A 19,502-nucleotide genomic window follows, 5' to 3' on the forward strand; every position below is an offset into this window, starting at 1 on the left:
CGCTACCATGAGTTAAAGATCAAAGCTGTAGTAGATATCCAGTGACTGGCCCAGAGTGCCGGATACGCTTTCCAGGTAGAGCTGCGACAACAGATAGTAGCGTACCGTCATTTCATAACCCGGATTGAATACACCGACACCATATTTGATCATCAAATCTTTGCCAATATAGCCGCTGATGGCGACTTTACCATCATCATTGGTATCCAACTGCACATTGGAGAAGCCAAACATCTCTACCAGGCCGGCCGCCGTGTCGCCCAGGCTGGAAATGGCGCCACCATCGACCTGGGAGCTCAGCGACAGCGCTGCGCCCATCATCAGTGAGTTGTTCTGCTCATTGCCGGAGCCAAAACCTTTACCCTGGACAATATAGGAGAGGATTTCGGCCTGCTCCTTGGCGGGGTTGGAAAACAGGGTCACTATCGGTTTGTTGGGAGTGCCTGTAATACGTACCCCGGCGGTGACATCTTCATCGCGGATCTCCCGAATAGCCTCGATATTGAGGTTGGGGATCTGCATAGGCCCAACAAACTGCACCGCACCTGTGGCAATTTTCAGCGTCTGCCCCATGAATTTATAGCTGCCGTTAACTACCTTGATATCACCAAAGAGTTGCGGCGGCTTCTGCGGCGATTGCTGCATCCGTAAGGTACCCACCAACATCCCTTTGAGACCCATACCATCGATAGCCAGCTTATCACCGACATCAATATTCAGATCGGCGCTCAAGGCCATGGAGGATGCCTTGGCCTCCTGCTCGGAAATAGAGTCGCTGAATACCACATCGGATGATACGCTCACCCCTCCGGCCGGCAGTTGCACCACCTTGATATTGCCGGAGGGCACCTTGACCTCACCCTTGATATCGAGCGCGTCCGGGCTGAAATGCAGTTGAATATCCGGGCTGACATTGACAATTGCCAGTGGTGGTTGAATGACACCGAGTTCTTGTCCCTTGAGCTGGATATCACCGCTGAATTGTCCTTCAGGCCAACGCAGTTGACCGCTGAGGTTCGCCTGGCCGCTGCCCATCATCCACTGGCCCTGGAGCTCGGCGGTTTGGCCGGCAAAGGCCATATCCAGTGATATCTGCTCCAGTCTAGTGGGGTTGACTGTACTGGCCAGGGCTCCATCGCGTAGGTTAAGTTGACCACTGAGCTCTGGGTTGTTGAGGCTGCCATCCAACTTCAGGTTGGCGCCGAGTAAACCCTCAATGGTTTCAAGTTGTGGCATGAACTGGCCAAGCAGTTGTAGATTGATTTTTTCAATATTGACGTAACCACTGAGGCTGCGATCCGGAGTGACCTTGATATCCAGCTGGCTTTCCCAGCGGGCGAGGGCATCGGAATTGAACAGAATATGGCTTCTCAGCGCATCATCATCCAGGGTGGCGTTGAGTTTCAACGCCTGATAGTCGACGCTGGCACTGGCTTGCTGTTTGCGTTTAAGGCTGACTTTCCCAGGAGCCAACTGGAAGTCGAGCTTACCCTGCGGACGCGCGCCGGGTTTCCAGACGATGGCGGCATCCATCAAGGCATCACCCTGCCAGCTGAACTGCTCGGGTAACAGCTTGGCGAGCAGTTGCCCGGGTTGCCCCTGATAATGCAACTTGGCTTCACCCTTGTCACTGAGGCTGACATTATCGGTCAGGCAGAGTCTGCTGGATGGGTGACTCAAACAAAAGCCACTGAGTTCACCACGGTTCTGCTTGAGATCCCAGTCCAGTGACACTGTTTGTTCAAGCTGCCACAGCCCCAGAACGGATCCCAAGTTGAATTTGCTGAGTTCCACCTTGGCCTTTTGTTTGGCGAGATCCAGCTTGCTGTGGATGGCAGTATCCAGCTGCAGATCGCCCTCGGTTTCCAGCCCCAGTTTCTGTTGCTGTTCATTACCTTTGGCTCTGAGAGTGATGCCATCAAGATGAATACCTGCGCCGTCAAATTCACCTGTCTTCAGCGACAGGGCAAACTCATGCAGATCCAGCGGTGCATAGAGCGCCTTGAGTTGACTGCCGCTGAGTTTGAGATCGCCAAATCTGATGCTCTGGGTATTGGCCTTGAGCTGTACCTGCGGGTGTTTGGCATCGCCCACCACCTGGATATCTGCCGTCAAAGCACCGAAAGCGTCAGGATGCCAGAGATTGAAATCGGGCACGTCCAGCGTGGCACTGAGAGCCCATTGCTCTTTGGCGCTGCCTGACAGGTCCAGGCGGGTATTGAGCGCCCGCAGCGATAATCCCTGGCTGCTGAGCTCAAGCGAATCATCTATATCCAGATCGCCTGTCAGTTCAAAGGGTAGGCGGTCCAATGAGCCCTGAAGTTGGGTCTGCTTCAGACTCACTCGCCACTTGCTATCCTGCCAGCGACCACTGCTGGCCAGCTGTCCGCTGATATCGCTGGACGGGATCACCGGCGTATCTTCCGCCAGACTTTCTTCAGATTTGCCCTCGTCTGCTTGGCTTTGTGCACTTGCTGCCTCGTTGTCACTCTTGCGCTTGTTGTGGGCAACTTGGCTATTTGGGTCTTTTTCCTTCGCAGCTTTTTCGGTAGAAGGCAGGGTTATCGCGCCGCTGTTGAAGTGTGAAAGCGCAAGATTTGCATCCCAGGCGATGCCATCGGCGTAATCCAGCGTACCCTGGAGTACAAGTTTACCGGCGCTACTGTCACTGCTGAACTCTTCAATCTTGAGCCTTTGGCCTTGATGCGCCAGGCGGGTATTGAGGCTGAGCTCAGGGTAGAAGGGAGTGCTTATCTGAGCGACCACACTGGCGGCCTGTTGCTTGAGGCTGCCGCGGCTTTCCAACGCCAGTTCGCTGACACTGTACTGAGCCAGATCAAAGGGCCAATGCAGTTCCCCTTCTGAGATGTTCACTGAATAGGGCAGTTCCGGGTTGGCGAGATTGACGCTGGCATTGAGTGCCAGGCTCTGCTCGCCACTGAGTTTGGCCTTGAGTTGCAAGTCGCTGAAATCTCCCTTGAGGGCGAGATCCAGCTGTTGCTGCTCGAGTCCCGGTAGTTCAGGTAAACGCTGTAACTCCAGTTGTACCGTCAGTGCCATGGGCCAATGTTTATCCAGAGTCAGTTCACCTTCCAGCGACAGACTGGCATCTGTGTGTTTGGCATAAAACTCGTTGACTCGCAGCTCGGCGCCGATGTAGCTGGCGCTGAGACGCAGTTCCTCAAACCTGTCATCCCGCCCCATGATCTGCAGGCGTGAGTCCTTTAGCTCGGCATGCTTTAAATAAATGGGGAAGGGCATGGCAACGTTTGGCATCTGCGCCAGCGCCCATTCATCAGTCTCACTCTTTGGTGCCGCTTTTTGTTGCTTGGCCACTGCGGCTGATTTGTTTTTGTCTGTCGCTTGCGCTTCTGCCGCATTAGCCTCAGGGATCAGCACGCTGAGTCCGCGACTTTCAAGCTGGATGATCTGCAAACCACTTTCCTGCCAATTGGCTGCTGTATTCAATGCCGCAGCATCAAAATGCATCTCATCGACCCGCACTTGAATATCCGTGAGGCTTGCTCGCTTCAGGCTGATGCCAAAGGGCAGTACCAGTTCTCCCGAGCTTGGCGCTTCTTCTTCAGAGGCTGAATCTGAGGCTAAGGCCTGGGTGTCTATGTCGACCCGGGTCGTTGTCAACACCAGGGCGTCGACACATAACTGCTTTTGCAAAAGGCAGGCAGGCTGCCAGGCAAGGGTAACGGCATCTGCATCGACACTGATGCCGTCCATCTGCCAGTGTACCTGTTTGAGTTGCAGCTCCCGGTTCAGGGTGCCGGAAGCATATTCCAGTTCAAGATCCGGCACCAGAGCACTGGCAAGAAATACCGCTAAATGGCTCCCGGGTGCCGTGCCCAGCAAGAGTGCCAACAGCACCAGCAAGCCGAGCGGGATATACAAAAGTGTGCGGGTGAACCACCTCAAGGACTTGAGCCACAGGGGGCGCGTCTTTTTCGCCACTTGCTTGCTGCTTGGGTTGGGTTTCTGTGGCATTGGGGCTTGGCTCATAATTCTGTCCCCATGGTCAGGTGAATACGCCAGGGCCTGTCTTCGGCATCGGATTCGTGCAGGCCAAAGCCCACATCCAGTTTGATGGGGCCTATGGGGGATATCCAGTGAATACCACCGCCCACGGAAACCACAGGTTCAAATTGACTGACATCAAAGGCGTTACCTGCGTCGACAAAGGTACCCAGCCGCCAGCTTGGGGTCAGGTAGTATTGATACTCCAGGCTACCGACCGCCAGATAGCGGCCACCGACCACTTCCCGTGAAAGGCCGCCCTGATCATTGGTGTAATCCAAGTGAGGCCCAAGTTCCTGATAGCTGTAACCACGAATACTCTGATCGCCACCGGCGAAGTAACGCAGCGACGGCGGGATCAAGGCCAGATCGCCTTCGGCCGCCAGGTTGACCCCGAGATCGAGACGGGAAACAAATCTGTGCTTTTCAAAGAACGTCTCAATCCATTTGAATTTGGCCTGCATCCGAGTCAGGCGGATCTCTGAACCCAGTGAAGGATCGGCATATTCAATACTGTAAAGTTGCCGGAAACCCGACTTGGGATCCAGGCTGTTATCGCCGCGTATGGTCTTGGACAGCGTGGTACCAAACAGCAAAAATCCAGGATCATAATCAATATCCGACTGGGTGTAGCTTTCCTGAATCGCTTCCAGCGAGTAGCTCAGCAGCCAACCGTTATGCAGGCGTTTGCTGCGGCCAACCCCGAGAAGCTTCTTGGTTGATTCCAACTGACCTGTATTGCTAAAGTCCCTGTCCTCAGGAACATAGTCCTGAGTTACGCCGTATTTGTCCCTCAGCAGACCGACGCGGATCTTGAGCTGATCATCCAAAGGATGAGTCAGGGGAATAGTATAGGTAGAGAGGAATTTAGGTCTGTCTCTCGACCACTCTATGCTGGTTTCCTGGGAATGGCCGTAACTGTTTATCTGCGGGGTGCGCCAGGTCACCCGGACCCTGGGATCCAGGCTGCTGTCTGTGCTGGAGCCGATGTCGGCACCCAGACCCAGCTCAATGGAGTGATCCGGTCTTGGGGTCAACTCGACCCGTACCGGGATGCTGTCTTCTGTCAACTTGTCGATTTGGGGCAACACCTTGATATTGGCAAAATAGCCGGTATCCAGCAGCTCCTGATTGAGCCGTGTGAGCTTGCGGGTACTGTAGGGCGCGCCGGGCTTGAATGGCAACAAGTCATCGAGCAACTGCGGCTGCAGGCTGTGGCCTTCAAAGCTCACTTCGCCAAATTGATAACGCTTGCCCGAGTCAAAATACAGGTTGAACTGTGCCAGATTGAGATCGCGATTAACGCGGATCTCTGATTTTTGATAATGGCCATCAAAATAGCCCCGGGCCAGCGCCAGCGAAATAAGCTGCGACTTTATCTGTTCATAATCGCCGTGATTGAGGGGATCGCCGGGTTTGACCTTGACCTGGCTGAGCCAGCGGTTGATCCAGGGGTCGTTGAGTACTTCGCCTTCGAGGCGGATATCGACCCACTGCAGACGGGTAACTTCTCCCGGAGTGATAGTGAGCTTGAGCTCCCACGGCCCTTGTTCGCTTTCCTTGAGCTCTTGTTCCAGCTTGCCATGGTAATAACCCATGGATTCCAGCGCGGCCTCAACGCTGTCGCTGACATTAAATAGATAGGCACGGCGCTGCACCTTGGACTCCGGAAAGTTGCCCAAGTGTGCGCGGATATTTTTCTCAAGCTCGCCCGAAACCCCTTCAATGCGGAGATTAAGCAGAGGATCATCGGCGGCCACTACCTGGGGGCTTGCCAGCATGATCGACGCAAAACTCAGGATATACGCGGGAAAGCGACTGTATTTGGTCAAGGAAATCAGAACTTTTGCTTAGCGTAACATTGCTGCTATTGTCGCCTCTGATCTTGGCTCAGGCAAGTAACAGATTGCCATCCAGGCATAAAATGGTTACAAAGGCAGCAGTCGTTAATATGGAAGCAATACAATGAAAACAAAAATAAAAACTCTTGCCCTGAGCCTGGGACTCCTGTTACCTGGGTTGCTGCCGGCCTGGGCGGCCGAGGCTCCTTTTGCGATTGCCATTCATGGTGGCGCCGGCACTATTTCCAAGGCGGCCTTGACTGAAGAGCAGCAAAAAGCCTACCGCGACAAGCTGACTGAAGCCGTCAATGCCGGTTATAAGGTGCTGGATAAGGGCGGCGCCAGCATGGAGGCGGTGCAGGCTGCCATCAGAGTGCTGGAAGACAGTCCCTTGTTTAATGCCGGAGTCGGCGCAGTGTATACCTTTGATGGTGCTCATGAACTGGATGCCTCCATTATGGACGGCAAGAGCATGAATGCCGGTGCAGTGGCCGGGGTTAAACATATACGTCATCCAATCGATCTCGCCAGAGCCGTGATGGACAAGTCAGAGCATGTGATGCTCTCGGGGGTGGGCGCCGAGGAGTTCGCCCTGACGTTGGGAATGGAGCTGGTGCCCGGCAATCGCTTTGACAGCGAAGCGCGCTATCAGCAGCTTCTCGATGCCAAGGCCAAAATCAACGCCGCCGAAGCCAATAAAGACTTTCAGGCGCGTCTTAGTCCTCTGGATCTTGATTACAAGTTCGGTACCGTTGGCGCAGTGGCATTGGATAAGCAGGGCAACCTGGCAGCCGGGACCTCGACCGGCGGCATGACAGCCAAACGTTATGGCCGCATCGGTGATTCACCTGTAATAGGTGCCGGCACTTATGCCGAGAACGGTGTCTGCGCCGTTTCGGCGACCGGCCACGGTGAGTACTTTATCCGTTTCCATGTGGCCGGCGATATCTGCGCCAGGGCCAAGTATCAGCAAAAATCGATTTTGCAGGCCGCCGATGAAGTGATCAATCAGCGGCTGATCTCAGCCGGCGGCAGTGGCGGGGTGATCGCCATTGACCAAAGAGGCAATGTGGCAACACCGTTCAACACCGAAGGTATGTACCGTGCCTGGCGCAAGAGCAATCAAGCGGCGGAAGTGATGATCTGGCGGGATAACTAAAATTTTGGATTGAGGCAATCGCTGCTGCCTTGAACCCCAAGGGCAAAATATTGGCTACACTGAACAATGAAGCCGTTTTGAACTTGGGGAAAGCTATGGATTCGATAAAAATACGTGATCATATGGACCGTCAGCCTGTGTTGCTGAAGGCGGATATGTCGATAGCCACTGCGGTGGAAAAACTGCTTGAGGCCAATAAGGGTGGGGCGCCCGTGGTGGATGCCGGCGGCAGTCTGGTGGGCTTTTTGTCACAGCAAGACTGTATGGCCGCCATGCTCAAGAGCAGTTATCACTGCGATCTGACCGCCGTGGTGCGCGACTGTATGCGCGCCGATGTTCTTTGGGTCAGGCCGGATGACAGCATATTGCAGCTGGCCGAGCAGATGCTGGGGCAGAAGCCGAAAATATACCCAGTGGTGGAAGATGGCCGGGTGGTGGGAACCATCAACCGTACCAATGTGCTCAAGGCCATGAACATCTATATGCAGCAGTGTTATTTGACTCCGGCCTGACAACAACGCTTGATTTGACTGAAATTTGGGCGTTATCAGTCAGTAAGCATACCCAAGACGGCGTATCCTTGTTAGGATCGCCGTTTTTGATCCCAATGGACACAGGTTTTGAACGCTAAGCTGCACCCACTCTCCCGCGAATATCTGGATCTCTGCTTTCAGGCCGATGCGACGCGCATTCGCCGCAGCTTGTTTCGCTTGAAAAAAAGCCCCGACTCAGAAGCCAAACAGCAAAAACTCGCCGAGCTCAGTGAAGCCGCGCTGCAGGCTTATGAAAGGGCGCAGCAAAGGCTGGCAGACAGACCTGTCATCGAGTATCCGGATGAGCTGCCGGTGTCACAAAAGCGCGATGAAATCGCCTCGGCCATCATCAATCATCAGGTGGTGATAGTGGCCGGTGAGACCGGCTCGGGCAAGACCACTCAGCTGCCCAAAATCTGTCTCGACTTAGGGCTTGGCAGCCGTGGTCTGATTGGCCACACTCAGCCCAGACGGCTGGCGGCCCGCAGCGTGGCCAGCCGGGTTGCCGATGAACTCAAGACAGAGCTGGGTCAGGCGGTGGGTTTTAAGGTTCGTTTCGCCGATGCGGTTTCCCAGGACTCCTATATCAAGTTGATGACAGACGGTATCCTGCTGGCAGAACTGGCATCGGATAAATGGCTCAGTCAGTATGATTGCCTCATCATAGACGAAGCCCATGAGCGCAGTCTCAACATCGACTTTATTCTGGGTTATCTGAAGCAAATTTTGCAAAAGCGCCCGGATCTCAAGTTGATCATCACCTCGGCCACCATAGATGTGGAGCGCTTTTCCAGGCATTTTGACAATGCGCCCGTGGTGGAAGTGTCCGGCCGCACCTATCCGGTGGAAACCCGTTATCGCCCCCTGTTGCAGGATGACGACGCCGACTTGGATCTGATGGACGGCATCTTTGCCGCCGTCGATGAACTCTGTCGCGAAGGCCCGGGGGACATTCTGATTTTCATGAACGGCGAGCGCGAAATCCGCGATACCGCCGAGCAGCTGAAAAAGCGTAACCTGCGCGATACCGAGATCTTGCCGCTTTATGCCCGTTTGTCATACGGCGAGCAGTCCAAGGTATTCAAGTCGCATCCAGGGCGGCGCATTGTATTGGCCACCAACGTGGCCGAAACCTCGCTGACTGTGCCCGGGATCCGCTATGTTATCGACCCGGGTACCGCCAGGATAAGTCGCTACAGCTATCGCACCAAGGTGCAGCGTTTGCCGATTGAGCCCATCTCCCAGGCCAGTGCCAATCAACGCCAGGGACGTTGCGGCCGGGTTGGGCCGGGGATCTGTATTCGCCTCTATGACGAACAGGACTTTATTAATCGGCCGGAGTTTACCGATCCTGAAATTCTGCGTACCAACCTGGCATCCGTGATCCTGCAGATGTTGGCCATAGGCCTGGGTGACATTGAGGGCTTCCCCTTCATTCAGCCTCCGGATCCGCGCCATATCCGCGACGGTTTCTTGCTGCTCGAAGAGTTGCAGGCGGTGAGCAAGCACAAAGGGGCGCTGAAACTGACCCCGCTCGGGCGCGATCTGGCGAAGATCCCGGTCGATCCCCGCTTGGCCCGCATGGTGCTTGAGGCCAATAAGCTGGGTTGTCTGCATGAGGTGATGGTGATTGTCGCCGGGTTATCGATTCAGGATCCCCGCGAGCGGCCACATGAGAAGAAACAGGCCGCCGATGAGGCCCATCGCCGTTTTGCCGACAAAGACTCCGACTTTGTTGCCTGGCTCAATCTGTGGCAGTACCTCAAAGAGCAACAGAAGAGCCTGTCATCGAGTCAGTTCCGCAAGCAGGTGAAGGCCGAGTATCTGGCCTATTTGCGTATTCGCGAATGGCAGGATCTCTATGCCCAGCTGCGTCAGAGTGTGCACGACCTCAAGTGGCGCCTCAACAGTCAGGCCGCCGAATATGAGCCGCTGCACCAGGCGCTGCTTTCGGGGCTGCTGAGCCATATCGGCTTCAAGGATAAAGACAACGAGTATCTGGGGGCCCGCAACCGGCGCTTCTTTGTGTTTCCCGGCTCGCCGCTGGCCAAGAAGGGCCCCAAGTGGATTATGGCGGCCGAGCTTACCGAAACATCACGCCTGTTCGCCCGTACCTGCGCCCGTATCGATCCTGTATGGCTCGAGTCTCTGGCGGCGCATCTGGTCAAGAAGCAGCACAACGAGCCCCATTTCGAAGCCAAACAGGGCAGTGTGATCGCCCTAGAAAATCAGGTGCTCTATGGCCTCACCATAGTCAACCGCCGCCGGGTACAGTTTGGCCCGCTGGAGCCGGTTAAGGCTCGGGAAATCTTTATTCGCTCGGCTCTGGCCGAGGGTGAGCTGCGCTGCAATGAAGCCTTCTTCAAGGCCAACCAGGCGTTGCTCGAAGAGGTGGAAGATCTCGAACATAAGTCGCGGCGGCGCGACATTCTGGTGGATACAGACGCCTTGTTCGCCTTCTACGATGAACGCATTCCACAAGGGATATACAACCAGCCCAAATTCAACACCTGGTGGAAACAGGCCAGGAGAGAGACCCCTGAGCTGCTCAATTTCAGCCGCGAACTCTTGATGCAAAGGGATGACACCCATGTATCAGCATTGGACTTCCCCGACAGCTGGCAGCAGGGCAATCTCAGCCTCAAGCTGAGTTACCATTTTGAACCGGCGGCCGAGGATGACGGCGTCTCTGTGCTTATTCCGGTGGCGCTGCTCAATCAGTTGGATGAAACCGATTTTGACTGGCAGGTACCGGGGCTTAGGGAGGAGAAGTGTGTTGCCCTGATCAAGTCCTTGCCCAAACCGCTGCGGCGCAATTTTGTGCCGGCGCCGGATTATGCCCGCGCCTGTGTGCAGGCGATGGAACCTTTTGCCCAGCCTTTGTTGCCCTCCCTGTGCAAACAGCTGCTGAGAATGAGTGGCACCCGTGTCAATCCGGAGGATTTCGATCTCAACGCCATTGCCGACCATCTGAAGATGAACTTCAAGGTGGAAGACGATAAGGGCAAGCTCTTGGCCCAGAGCCGGGATCTCGACAGCCTCAAGGCATCATTGCAGGGGCAGGTAAACCAGGCGATACGCAAGGTTGCCGACAAGGGCATAGAGCAAAACGCCCTGACCGAATGGAGCTTTGGCGACCTGCCGAAAGAATATCAAAGCCGCAAAGGCAGCTATGAGGTGAAGGCGTTCCCCGCCTTGGTGGATGCCGGCGATACAGTTTCCATCAAATTATTTGATGACGAACAGCAGGCGCTTTCCCACCACAGACAAGGGCTGAGAAAGCTGCTGCTTATCAATATTCCATCGCCGGTGAAACATCTACAGCAGGCCTTGCCCAACAAGGCCAAACTGGCGATGTATTTCAATCCGTTCGGCCAGGTGCAGATACTGATAGATGACATTATTGCCGCGGCAATTCAGCAGCTTTTGGATGAGCAGCAGTTGGATGTCCGAAGCGCCGATGACTTTGCCAAAGCCAAGGAGATTGTCAGGGCCGAACTCAATGAAACCGCAGCGGCCATCGCCCTTAAGGTGGAGCAGATTTTGACCTTGCACCAGAAGGTCCGTAAGCGTCTCAAGGGCAAAATCAGCCTGGATATCGCTTTTGCCATGAGTGATATTCAAAGCCAATTGGATGCCCTGGTGTTCAAGGGATTTGTTGAAGCTTCCGGTTGGCGGCGTCTTGGCGATCTGATCCGCTATCTCAAGGCGATTGAGCTGCGCCTGGACAAGCTGCCGGTGGATCCCAACCGTGACCGTTTGCACCTGCACAGCATTCACAACGCCGAGACAGAGTTCAAGGCCGCGATTGCCAAGGTGCCGCGCAGCCAGGCGGTACCGGAGGCGCTGGCCGAGGTGCGCTGGATGCTGGAAGAGTACAGGGTCAGCTGTTTTGCCCAGAGTCTGGGCACTGCCTATCCGATATCGGAAAAGCGAATCCTTAACCAGTTGCAGCAGTTTTAACTGGACAGCTGCAGCTGGCTCCTAAAGTGGACGCGATAAAAAAACAGGCGGGCCCAGAGCACAGCAAGAACAATACAGTGCCTGCTGGTGCCCGCCTGGTAAACGGCCATATTTCCCACCGCGGCTATTGTTGAACGCCGCTTATTTCCAATCAAAATTGCATGTTTTGATTAAGGCTTGGCTCTCATCCCGGCTATTGTTCACCTTGCCGCTCAATAGCCGAAGTTTGCAGCCTTGGACCAATGTTTTTTAACTTCGGTCTCGATAAAGGCTTGCTTCTCCTCGGTCAGTTTTTCCAGCTCTACGCCTATGGCGGCCTGCGCCTTGGCCTTGGTACTGTAGTCCGGATAATCGACTCGGGTTACGCCAAGGTCGGCATTCAGCTTGCTCAATATCTCTCTGGCAGCGCGGATCTGCTCTAAGCCCTTGTTCAGCAGGGCTTCACCCTCTTTGGCGTTGTGGGCGTGAATACCGTGGGATGACATGGCAAAGTCCCAGCGCCACTGTGCATGGCGTATCCCCATGATGGCATAGCCTATCTGTTGCCATTGGGCTCCTGCCTTCCAGGCGGCGCCGGCTTCATAATGGGCCTTGATAAGCAGTTCCTGTAACTGCTGCGCCTTGGCTTCCAGCAGCGCCTTGTTGTCGGCAATCAGCTGGGTAATTTGCTGTTGGCTCTGGTGACAACTGCTGCAATTGGCCGCTTCAAAGTCCGGCAGATGGTTGGTTATCTTGTGGTTGGTGAAAGGTTTGCCGTCGGAGCTGGTTTCCTGGGTCATATGACAGGTGACACAACTGATACCAGCCTTGGCGTGGGCGCTGCGATTCCAGTGTTCAAACTCGGGATGGCGCGCCTTCACCAGCGGCGTTCTCGATACCGGGTGCACCCACTCGAAAAACTGCCGGGCGTCATAATACTTTTCTATCTCATCGGCGCTGTTGCCGAAGATCCAGGGGATATTGACCTTGTCCTGACGCTCAGGCTGGAAGTAATAAGTGACATGGCATTGGCCGCAAACCTGTGATTGCTGCATCGACTGATTTTGTTCACCAAAGGGTTTGTGCACTTTGGCCATGGCGTCCTGGGCATGAGGTCTTGGCAGTGTCAGTTCAGCTGAGCCCTGGGTATGGCAATCGGAGCAGTACACAGGGTTTTGGATTTCCGGACCCAGCTCGGCAAAGCTCTTGGCCGAGAAGCCTTCGACGCCCAGCTCTTTCATCAGCCTGGGCGCATCCGGCGTCTTGCAGGTCCAACAGCTGGCCGACAGGGCTGTTTCACCAGCCTTGGGGCTAACACCACTGCGCAGACTGTGACTGACATCGGCGACGGCAAAGTGGTGCCCTCTGGGGCTATGGTACTCCTTGGCATAAGCCGAGCCGGCCCAGAGGATAACGCTGGCGGGGTTTTTCTCAAGCATATCTTCCCGCTGCAGTTCTTCGGCGGTTTGGGCCCAGGTCTGATATTGCAGGCTCGATGTTTTGTCTGCTGCGACAACAGAAAATGACAGGCTCAGGCCGAGCAAAATGGGGAGTGTGGCAGCAGAGTGGGGGAAGGGATTCACTAAAGGCTCTCCTTGGTTGGGCGACGTACAATCACGCGTGTGAAATCTGCCCTGAAATTAAAAGATTTAACTAAAATGCATGATAATGCTAAGGTTCCAAACCAGTTGCTGCAACTGCAAGATACTGTTTTTACTGAGTTCTGTGACATAGAACAGGATTCTGTTTCGCCCTTGATTGCCGATCTATGCCTTTGAAGCCTGACCTAGCTGGGCTCTACTCCCTAATGGATATTTTGCTCATTTCGTTGGTTTTTTGACCGCTATTTATTGGCGAAATAGCCACTTCTTTGCTGTATTTCATGTAAGCCTGAATAGCTAAAAACGGAAAATGTCGAAATTACAATCGATTGAGGCGGTTGAAAGCTGTGATATCCGTCTTTTGCCAGTTATTTATATGATCCAGATCAACGGCATCAGGTGTTTACCAACTTGGGGGTATACAGTTTGTTAACACTTTGCCTTTATGATTGAAACCGAAAAACAAGTTGCATTTCAAAGGCGGCTTTAATCTGCCTGGCTTGGCCGCCGTTGCCCTGGAACAGCACAGCAGCAAGCCATCTTCAGAGCGCCTAGGGAGGAGCCATGAGCGAGACACCGAGTACTGATGAAAAACGTCTGGAGCTGAAGATATTTATCTTCCTGACGGTTTTTTTGGCACCCCTGCTGTCGGTTTTACTGGTCAGCGGTCTGGGCTTTGCCATCTGGTTCAGTCAAATTTTAACCGGTCCACCGGGAGCCGGTTAACCCAAGCATAACGAGAGTCCTTAAAACAGGGGAACGAGATGAGTAGGGAATTGCATGTCAGCAGCCTGATCCTTCAGGTGATGCCACCCAAGATGGCCAGCGTTCGTCAGCAAATTCTGTCATTCGGCAATGCCGAGTTGTCGGTTAACGATGAAAGCAAGCTGGTTGTGGTGCTGGAAGGCCCGACCGAACAGGCGATCCTCGCCACCATGGACAAGATCAATGCCCTCAAGGGCGTGATCTCCACCGCTATGGTGTATCACCAGTGTGAACAGCTCGAAGAGGAAGAGCAATGAAAATGAACAGACGCGAATTCATGAAGGCCAATGCCGCCATGGCGGCAGCCGGGGTCGCCGGATTGGCTTTACCCGCCACCGCCAGCAACCTGATCACCAGTTCAGAACACACCCAGTTAGATTGGAACAAGGCGCCGTGCCGCTTTTGCGGTACTGGCTGCTCTGTGATGGTGGCCACCCGCGAAGGCCGGGTCGTGGCGACCCATGGCGATGCCAACAGTGAGGTCAACCGCGGCCTCAACTGCATTAAAGGCTACTTCCTGTCGAAGATCATGTATGGCCATGACAGGCTGCAGACTCCCATGCTGCGGATGACAGACGGCAAATACGACAAGCATGGTGAATTTACCCCTATCAGTTGGGATCAGGCCTTTGACATTATGGCCGAGAAGTGGAAGCACACCATCAAGACCAAAGGGCCGACGGCGGTAGGCATGTTTGGTTCAGGTCAGTGGACGGTTTGGGAAGGTTATGCCGCTTCCAAGCTGATGAAGGCGGGTTTCGGTTCCAACAATATCGATCCCAACGCCCGTCACTGTATGGCCTCGGCCGTGGGCGGCTTTATGCGTACCTTTGGCATGGATGAGCCCATGGGCTGCTACAACGATATTGAAGCTGCCGACGCCTTTGTGCTTTGGGGCTCCAACATGGCCGAGATGCACCCAATCCTCTGGAGCCGGGTCACAGACAGACGCCTCAGCGCGCCCCATGTAAAAGTCTCTGTGATGTCCACCTTCGAGCACAGAAGCTTTGATTTGGCCGACTTGCCGATTGTCTTCACGCCGCAAACCGATCTGGCCATTCTCAACTATGTCGCCAACTACATCATCAGTAATGACAAGGTTAATTGGGACTTCGTCAACAAGCATGTGAACTTCCGCAGAGGTACAACCGATATCGGCTATGGCCTGCGGCCCTCACATCCGTTGCAGCAAAAAGCCAAGAACGTGGCCACCGCCGGTGAATCGACCCCGATGGACTTCGATCAGTTCAAGGCGTTTGTCGCCGATTACAGCCTGGAGAAGGTCAGCAAGCTCTCGGGCGTACCCGAACATAAATTGCTGGAGCTGGCGAAACTCTACGCCGATCCCGAGGTGAAGGTGACCTCCTTCTGGACCATGGGCTTTAACCAGCATACCCGCGGGGTTTGGTGTAACAACCTTATCTACAATATCCATTTGCTGACCGGCAAAATAGCCACCCCGGGCAACAGTCCGTTTTCACTCACAGGTCAACCTTCAGCCTGCGGTACTGCGCGGGAAGTTGGCACCTTCTCCCATCGCTTGCCGGCGGATCTGGTGGTGAATAATCCAGAGCACCGCAAGATTGCCGAGACCATCTGGAAAATCCCTTCCGGGATTATTCCGCCCAAGCCAGGCTACCACGCGGTAGAGCAGAACCGGCGCCTGAAAGATGGCGATCTCAACTGCTACTGGGTGCAGGTGAATAACAATATGCAGGCCGGCCCCAATATCAACGAAGAAGGCTTGCCCGGATACCGTAACCCGGAAAACTTTATTGTGGTGTCCGATGCTTACCCAACGGTTACCACCCAGGCCGCGGATCTCATTCTACCCACCGCCATGTGGGTGGAGAAAGAGGGCGCCTATGGTAACGCCGAGCGCCGCACCCAGTTCTGGCATCAGTTGGTGTCAGCGCCCGGACAGTCTCGCTCGGATCTCTGGCAGTTACTGGAGTTCTCCAAGCGCTTTACCACAGACGAAGTCTGGTCCGAGGCTGTGTTGGCGGCCAATCCTGAATACAAGGGCAAGACCTTGTATGAAGTGCTGTACCAGAACGGCAATGTCAATAAGTTCCCTCTCAGTGAAAGCGATAACAAGTACCTGAACGACGAGGCCAATTACTTTGGTTTCTATGTGCAAAAGGGGCTTTTTGAGGAATACGCCACCTTTGGCCGTGGTCATGGTCACGACTTGGCTCCCTTTGAAATGTACCACCAGGCCCATGGTTTGCGCTGGCCTGTGGTTGACGGCAAAGAAACCCTCTGGCGTTACCGCGAGGGCTCGGATCCCTACGTTAAACCCGGCAAGGGCTTTGAGTTTTACGGTAAAAAAGACGGCAAGGCGGTTATCTTCGCGCTGCCATACGAGCCGGCGGCAGAATCCCCGGATGCCGAATATGATCTCTGGCTCTCTACCGGGCGGGTGCTGGAACATTGGCACTCAGGCTCCATGACCCAGAGGGTACCCGAGCTCTATCGCGCCTTCCCGGATGCCGTGTGCTTTATGCATCCGGATGATGCAAAAAAACGCGGCCTGCGCCGAGGGGATGAGGTCAAGGTAGTGTCCCGCCGCGGCGAGATACTGACCCGGGTGGAAACCCGCGGCCGCAACAAGCCACCGGTGGGTTTGGTGTTTGTCCCCTGGTTCGATGCCAGTCAGTTGATCAACAAGGTGACTCTGGATGCCACGGATCCGCTGTCCAAGCAGACCGATTTCAAGAAGTGTGCCGTGAAAGTGATGAAGGCCTGAGGAGGATAAGAAGATGAAATCGAATCATACCCTGTTGGCCTTCGCTGCACTTATGACCACTTTGACTGTCAACGCTGCCGGTATTCCCGAAGATAAGGTGGCGACTTTGCGTCAGGCGCCGCTCAATAGCCAGTCGACACCGCCTGTGATGCAGAAGGTGAGAAATACGGATATCAAACAGACCCGTAACTACCCGATGCAGCCGCCGGTTATACCGCACAAGATAGACGGCTACCAGCTGGATCTTAAGGTCAACAAGTGCATGTCCTGTCATGCCCGCAGTCGCACCGGCGAATCGCAGGCGCCTATGGTGAGCGTGACTCACTATATGGACAGAGACAATAACTTCCTGGCCGAGCTGTCACCCAGACGTTATTTCTGTACCCAGTGCCATGTGCCGCAACTGGACGCCAGATTGATGGTGGAGAATGACTTTGTCGATATGGATCACTTGCTCAAGTCCGGGGCTGAGAACCCATCCAGCCATTAGGAGTCGCTATGTTTGAGAAACTGAAACAGATATGGCGGGTGCTGAACCGGCCCAGTGTTCACTTCAGTCTGGGTTTTCTGACCCTGGGAGGCTTTGTCGCCGGGATCATCTTCTGGGGTGGTTTCAACACTGCCCTGGAAGCCACTAACCAGGAGGCCTTTTGTATCGGTTGCCACGAGATGGAGAACAACGTCTATCAGGAGCTGAAGACCACCATACATTTCACGAACCGCAGCGGGGTGCGGGCGACCTGTCCGGACTGCCACGTTCCCCATAATTGGACCGACAAGATAGCCCGTAAGATGCAGGCTTCCAAGGAGGTGTGGGGCAAGGTGTTCGGTACTATCAATACCCGGGAGAAGTTCGAGTCCAAGCGGCGCGAACTGGCCGAGCATGAGTGGGCCAGACTCAAGGCTAACGACTCGCTGGAGTGTCGAAACTGCCATAACTTCCAGTATATGGACTTCACCCGTCAGTCACAGCGGGCGGCCAATATGCACTCCACCTCGCTGGCAAGCGGTGAGAAGACCTGTATCGACTGCCACAAGGGGATAGCCCATCACCTGCCGGATATGCAGGGAGTGGAAGGCTTCTGAGCCCAAAGCTCTGGGCATAGCCTATTGCTTCATGGAAAAAGCGCGCCGAACTTTCCCGGCGCGCTTTTTGATCTGTTAAATCGCCATTAAAAATCCATGATTAAGCAACGCCTTATTGGCCACTCTCCTGTTGCCGACTCAGGAGTTTAAGCTCCACTTGATTGCCGTCCGGATCGTAAATATAGACAGAGCGGCTGTATCCCCGGGCGCCATATTTTTCCGAAAAGCCTTCGTGGTGCACGCCGTGTTGCTCAAGGTGTTGCAACACTGAGGCTTCATCCTTGGCGGCAATATTGAGGCAGAAGTGCGCCATATTGAGGCCTGCGGGTTGATCGCTTCTTGGCACCAGATCGATAAGGGCACCGCCGAATCTCAGTTGCAGCAGGCTAGGGGCGTCGAGCCGCCGCTCGAACCGAGCCCCCAGCACTTGGGTGTAGAATGCTTCGCTGGTTTCCAGACTGCTGCAGATCAACACCAGATGATCTATATCTATCGCACTGAACATAAGATCTCCTGCATGCCGTCACACCTATTGTCAGCTTAGCAGGATAAAGAACACCCGCGCGAGTGGCGGGTGTGGTTTTGCGTTTGTTTCAGTCCGGTTGGTGCTTGGTTCAACCTGGAACTTTACTGGTGCTTTACTTGAGCGGTTCGCTCAGCTGGCGTCTTATGTTACTCACCAGCCACTCGCTGACATCATGGCCATTGTTGCTGAGCATCTTGGGAAACATGGAGATGGGCGTCATGCCCGGGAAGGTATTGATCTCGTTGAGCAGTATCTCGCCTACATCGGTAAGGAAGAAGTCGATACGCGACAGGTGGGACAGCTTCATGCCCTTAAAGGCGCGAATGGCATAATCGCGTATGGTATCGATTTGCGCTTGGCTCAACTCGGCCTCGACCTTGGTCACCGCCTTGCTCTTGGCATCATACTTCTCATCGAAGCTGTAAAAGGTGTTGTTGGCGCAGATGATTTCACCCGGCACTGTGGCAATCACTTCACCCTGGTATTCATATACGGCCACTTCCAGCTCCCTGGCTTTGATGGTCTTTTCCACCACCACGTAGGGGGAGTAACTGAAGGCCTGCTCCAGCACCGAGGGGATATCATCGCCGTTGTCCACCCGGTAGCAGCCGACGGATGACCCTTGGGATGCCGCCTTGATAAACAGTGAGCCCCATTCATTCAAGGCCTCACGGCAGCGGGTGTTGGCCGCTTCACCGGCTTCGCTGAGAAACAGATAAGGGGTATTGGGGATGCCGAGCGCACTGAACCACATCTTGGCCGTGACCTTGTTGAAGCAGTTGCTGCTGGGTTCGGAGCCGCAACCGAAATAGGGCAGGTTGATCAGATTGAAATAGGACTGAATATCGCCGGTCTCGCCCGGATAGCCGTGAATACAGGGGATCACATAGTCCACCGGCCAGCTGGGCTCGGCCTCATCGAAGCGCACTTCACGGCGATTGGTCAGCTCGCAAACCTGGCCCTGCTTGGTGTGGTAGTGGCCGGCGGCGTCCAGCTCCAACCTGAGCACTTCCATGTCGGGAATATTTGCCAGGCAGCTTTCGATATAGTCAGCCGACATCAAAGAGATACTGTGCTCGGCGGCCCCGCCGCCACAGAGTAACAAGATATGGGTTTTGCTCATGAATTCTCCTGACTGAGCGGCCTGATAAATAACCTTGGCCGATATTATGCCTGCTTAGACAGGCCTTGAGTATAACGGCAGCTGACGCTGGCTCTCATCTGGTTATTTTGCCGCCAGAGCGAAACGGGCCGTATGGCATCTGGCTCGGTTG

13 protein-coding genes are annotated in these 19,502 nt (G+C 54.7%); 8 read left to right on the plus strand and 5 right to left on the minus strand.

All coding sequences use genetic code 11. The annotated features are described in order from the left end of the window. Positions 1-12: 12 nt before the first annotated feature. The gene (locus tag HCX89_RS12345; RefSeq protein ID WP_167716220.1) at positions 13-4,011 is read right to left on the minus strand and encodes a translocation/assembly module TamB domain-containing protein; all 3,999 of its coding nucleotides are present in this window, start codon (positions 4,009-4,011) and stop codon (positions 13-15) included. Further along, positions 4,008-5,807, minus strand: coding sequence for an autotransporter assembly complex family protein (locus tag HCX89_RS12350; RefSeq protein WP_037474016.1), 1,800 nt, complete (start codon positions 5,805-5,807; stop codon positions 4,008-4,010). The genes HCX89_RS12345 and HCX89_RS12350 overlap by 4 nt, the downstream gene beginning before the upstream one ends. 184 nt (positions 5,808-5,991) lie before the next feature. Here HCX89_RS12350 and HCX89_RS12355 point away from each other — a divergent pair, with 184 nt between their 5' ends. The 3 genes from HCX89_RS12355 (at position 5,992) to hrpA (ending at position 11,522) form a co-directional block, all read left to right on the plus strand. Continuing rightward, positions 5,992-7,026, plus strand: a complete 1,035-nt coding sequence (locus HCX89_RS12355; RefSeq protein ID WP_167716222.1) for an isoaspartyl peptidase/L-asparaginase family protein — start codon at positions 5,992-5,994, stop codon at positions 7,024-7,026. A 95-nt stretch (positions 7,027-7,121) separates the two neighbouring features. Next, positions 7,122-7,538, plus strand: coding sequence for a CBS domain-containing protein (locus tag HCX89_RS12360; RefSeq protein WP_071237621.1), 417 nt, complete (start codon positions 7,122-7,124; stop codon positions 7,536-7,538). Positions 7,539-7,646: 108 nt separating this feature from the next. After that, positions 7,647-11,522, plus strand: a complete 3,876-nt coding sequence (hrpA, locus tag HCX89_RS12365) for an ATP-dependent RNA helicase HrpA (RefSeq protein ID WP_167716225.1) — start codon at positions 7,647-7,649, stop codon at positions 11,520-11,522. A gap of 212 nt (positions 11,523-11,734) precedes the next feature. On the opposite strand, the gene HCX89_RS12370 is transcribed toward hrpA, so the two are convergent. Beyond that, positions 11,735-13,048, minus strand: a complete 1,314-nt coding sequence (locus HCX89_RS12370) for an ammonia-forming cytochrome c nitrite reductase subunit c552 (RefSeq protein WP_243756874.1) — start codon at positions 13,046-13,048, stop codon at positions 11,735-11,737. Positions 13,049-13,666: 618 nt separating this feature from the next. Here HCX89_RS12370 and HCX89_RS12375 point away from each other — a divergent pair. The 5 genes from HCX89_RS12375 to HCX89_RS12395 are packed head-to-tail and all read left to right on the plus strand — an operon-like array spanning position 13,667 to position 17,702. After that, positions 13,667-13,828 carry a nitrate reductase gene (locus HCX89_RS12375; RefSeq protein ID WP_025009643.1) on the plus strand — a complete coding sequence of 54 codons (162 nt, stop codon included), beginning with the start codon at positions 13,667-13,669 and terminating at the stop codon, positions 13,826-13,828. Between the two features lie 38 nt (positions 13,829-13,866). Then, complete coding sequence (locus HCX89_RS12380; RefSeq protein WP_025009644.1) at positions 13,867-14,124, plus strand: chaperone NapD; 258 nt, start codon at positions 13,867-13,869, stop codon at positions 14,122-14,124. 2 nt (positions 14,125-14,126) lie between these two features. Further along, entirely contained in the window at positions 14,127-16,616 is a 2,490-nt protein-coding gene (gene napA / locus HCX89_RS12385) for a nitrate reductase catalytic subunit NapA (RefSeq protein WP_096141802.1), read from the plus strand. A 13-nt stretch (positions 16,617-16,629) separates the two neighbouring features. Continuing rightward, the gene (locus tag HCX89_RS12390; RefSeq protein ID WP_167716226.1) at positions 16,630-17,106 is read left to right on the plus strand and encodes a nitrate reductase cytochrome c-type subunit; all 477 of its coding nucleotides are present in this window, start codon (positions 16,630-16,632) and stop codon (positions 17,104-17,106) included. An 8-nt stretch (positions 17,107-17,114) separates the two neighbouring features. Further along, complete coding sequence (locus HCX89_RS12395; protein ID WP_025009645.1) at positions 17,115-17,702, plus strand: cytochrome c3 family protein; 588 nt, start codon at positions 17,115-17,117, stop codon at positions 17,700-17,702. 112 nt (positions 17,703-17,814) lie between these two features. Here the strand turns inward: HCX89_RS12395 and HCX89_RS12400 are convergent, their stop codons facing one another. Both HCX89_RS12400 and HCX89_RS12405 read right to left on the minus strand, forming a co-directional pair. Beyond that, positions 17,815-18,207, minus strand: a complete 393-nt coding sequence (locus HCX89_RS12400; protein ID WP_167716228.1) for a VOC family protein — start codon at positions 18,205-18,207, stop codon at positions 17,815-17,817. Between the two features lie 133 nt (positions 18,208-18,340). Beyond that, positions 18,341-19,351: a D-alanine--D-alanine ligase gene (locus HCX89_RS12405; protein ID WP_167716230.1), complete on the minus strand. Its 1,011-nt coding sequence runs from the start codon at positions 19,349-19,351 to the stop codon at positions 18,341-18,343. Positions 19,352-19,502: the final 151 nt, after the last annotated feature.

Source organism: Shewanella sp. Iso12 (genome assembly GCF_012030025.1).
In the GTDB taxonomy this organism is placed as follows: domain Bacteria; phylum Pseudomonadota; class Gammaproteobacteria; order Enterobacterales; family Shewanellaceae; genus Shewanella; species Shewanella algae.

Excerpts from the sequence above, each read along its gene's own strand:
- HCX89_RS12350 (WP_037474016.1), bottom strand. The coding sequence starts at position 5,807 with ATGCTGGCAAGCCCCCAGGTAGTGGCCGCCGATGATCCTCTGCTTAAT.
- HCX89_RS12355 (WP_167716222.1), top strand. The coding sequence starts at position 5,992 with ATGAAAACAAAAATAAAAACTCTTGCCCTGAGCCTGGGACTCCTGTTA.
- HCX89_RS12375 (WP_025009643.1), top strand. The coding sequence starts at position 13,667 with ATGAGCGAGACACCGAGTACTGATGAAAAACGTCTGGAGCTGAAGATA.
- HCX89_RS12405 (WP_167716230.1), bottom strand. The coding sequence starts at position 19,351 with ATGAGCAAAACCCATATCTTGTTACTCTGTGGCGGCGGGGCCGCCGAG.
- HCX89_RS12390 (WP_167716226.1), top strand. The coding sequence starts at position 16,630 with ATGAAATCGAATCATACCCTGTTGGCCTTCGCTGCACTTATGACCACT.
- HCX89_RS12360 (WP_071237621.1), top strand. The coding sequence starts at position 7,122 with ATGGATTCGATAAAAATACGTGATCATATGGACCGTCAGCCTGTGTTG.
- HCX89_RS12400 (WP_167716228.1), bottom strand. The coding sequence starts at position 18,207 with ATGTTCAGTGCGATAGATATAGATCATCTGGTGTTGATCTGCAGCAGT.
- napA (WP_096141802.1), top strand. The coding sequence starts at position 14,127 with ATGAACAGACGCGAATTCATGAAGGCCAATGCCGCCATGGCGGCAGCC.
- HCX89_RS12345 (WP_167716220.1), bottom strand. The coding sequence starts at position 4,011 with ATGAGCCAAGCCCCAATGCCACAGAAACCCAACCCAAGCAGCAAGCAA.
- HCX89_RS12395 (WP_025009645.1), top strand. The coding sequence starts at position 17,115 with ATGTTTGAGAAACTGAAACAGATATGGCGGGTGCTGAACCGGCCCAGT.
- HCX89_RS12380 (WP_025009644.1), top strand. The coding sequence starts at position 13,867 with ATGAGTAGGGAATTGCATGTCAGCAGCCTGATCCTTCAGGTGATGCCA.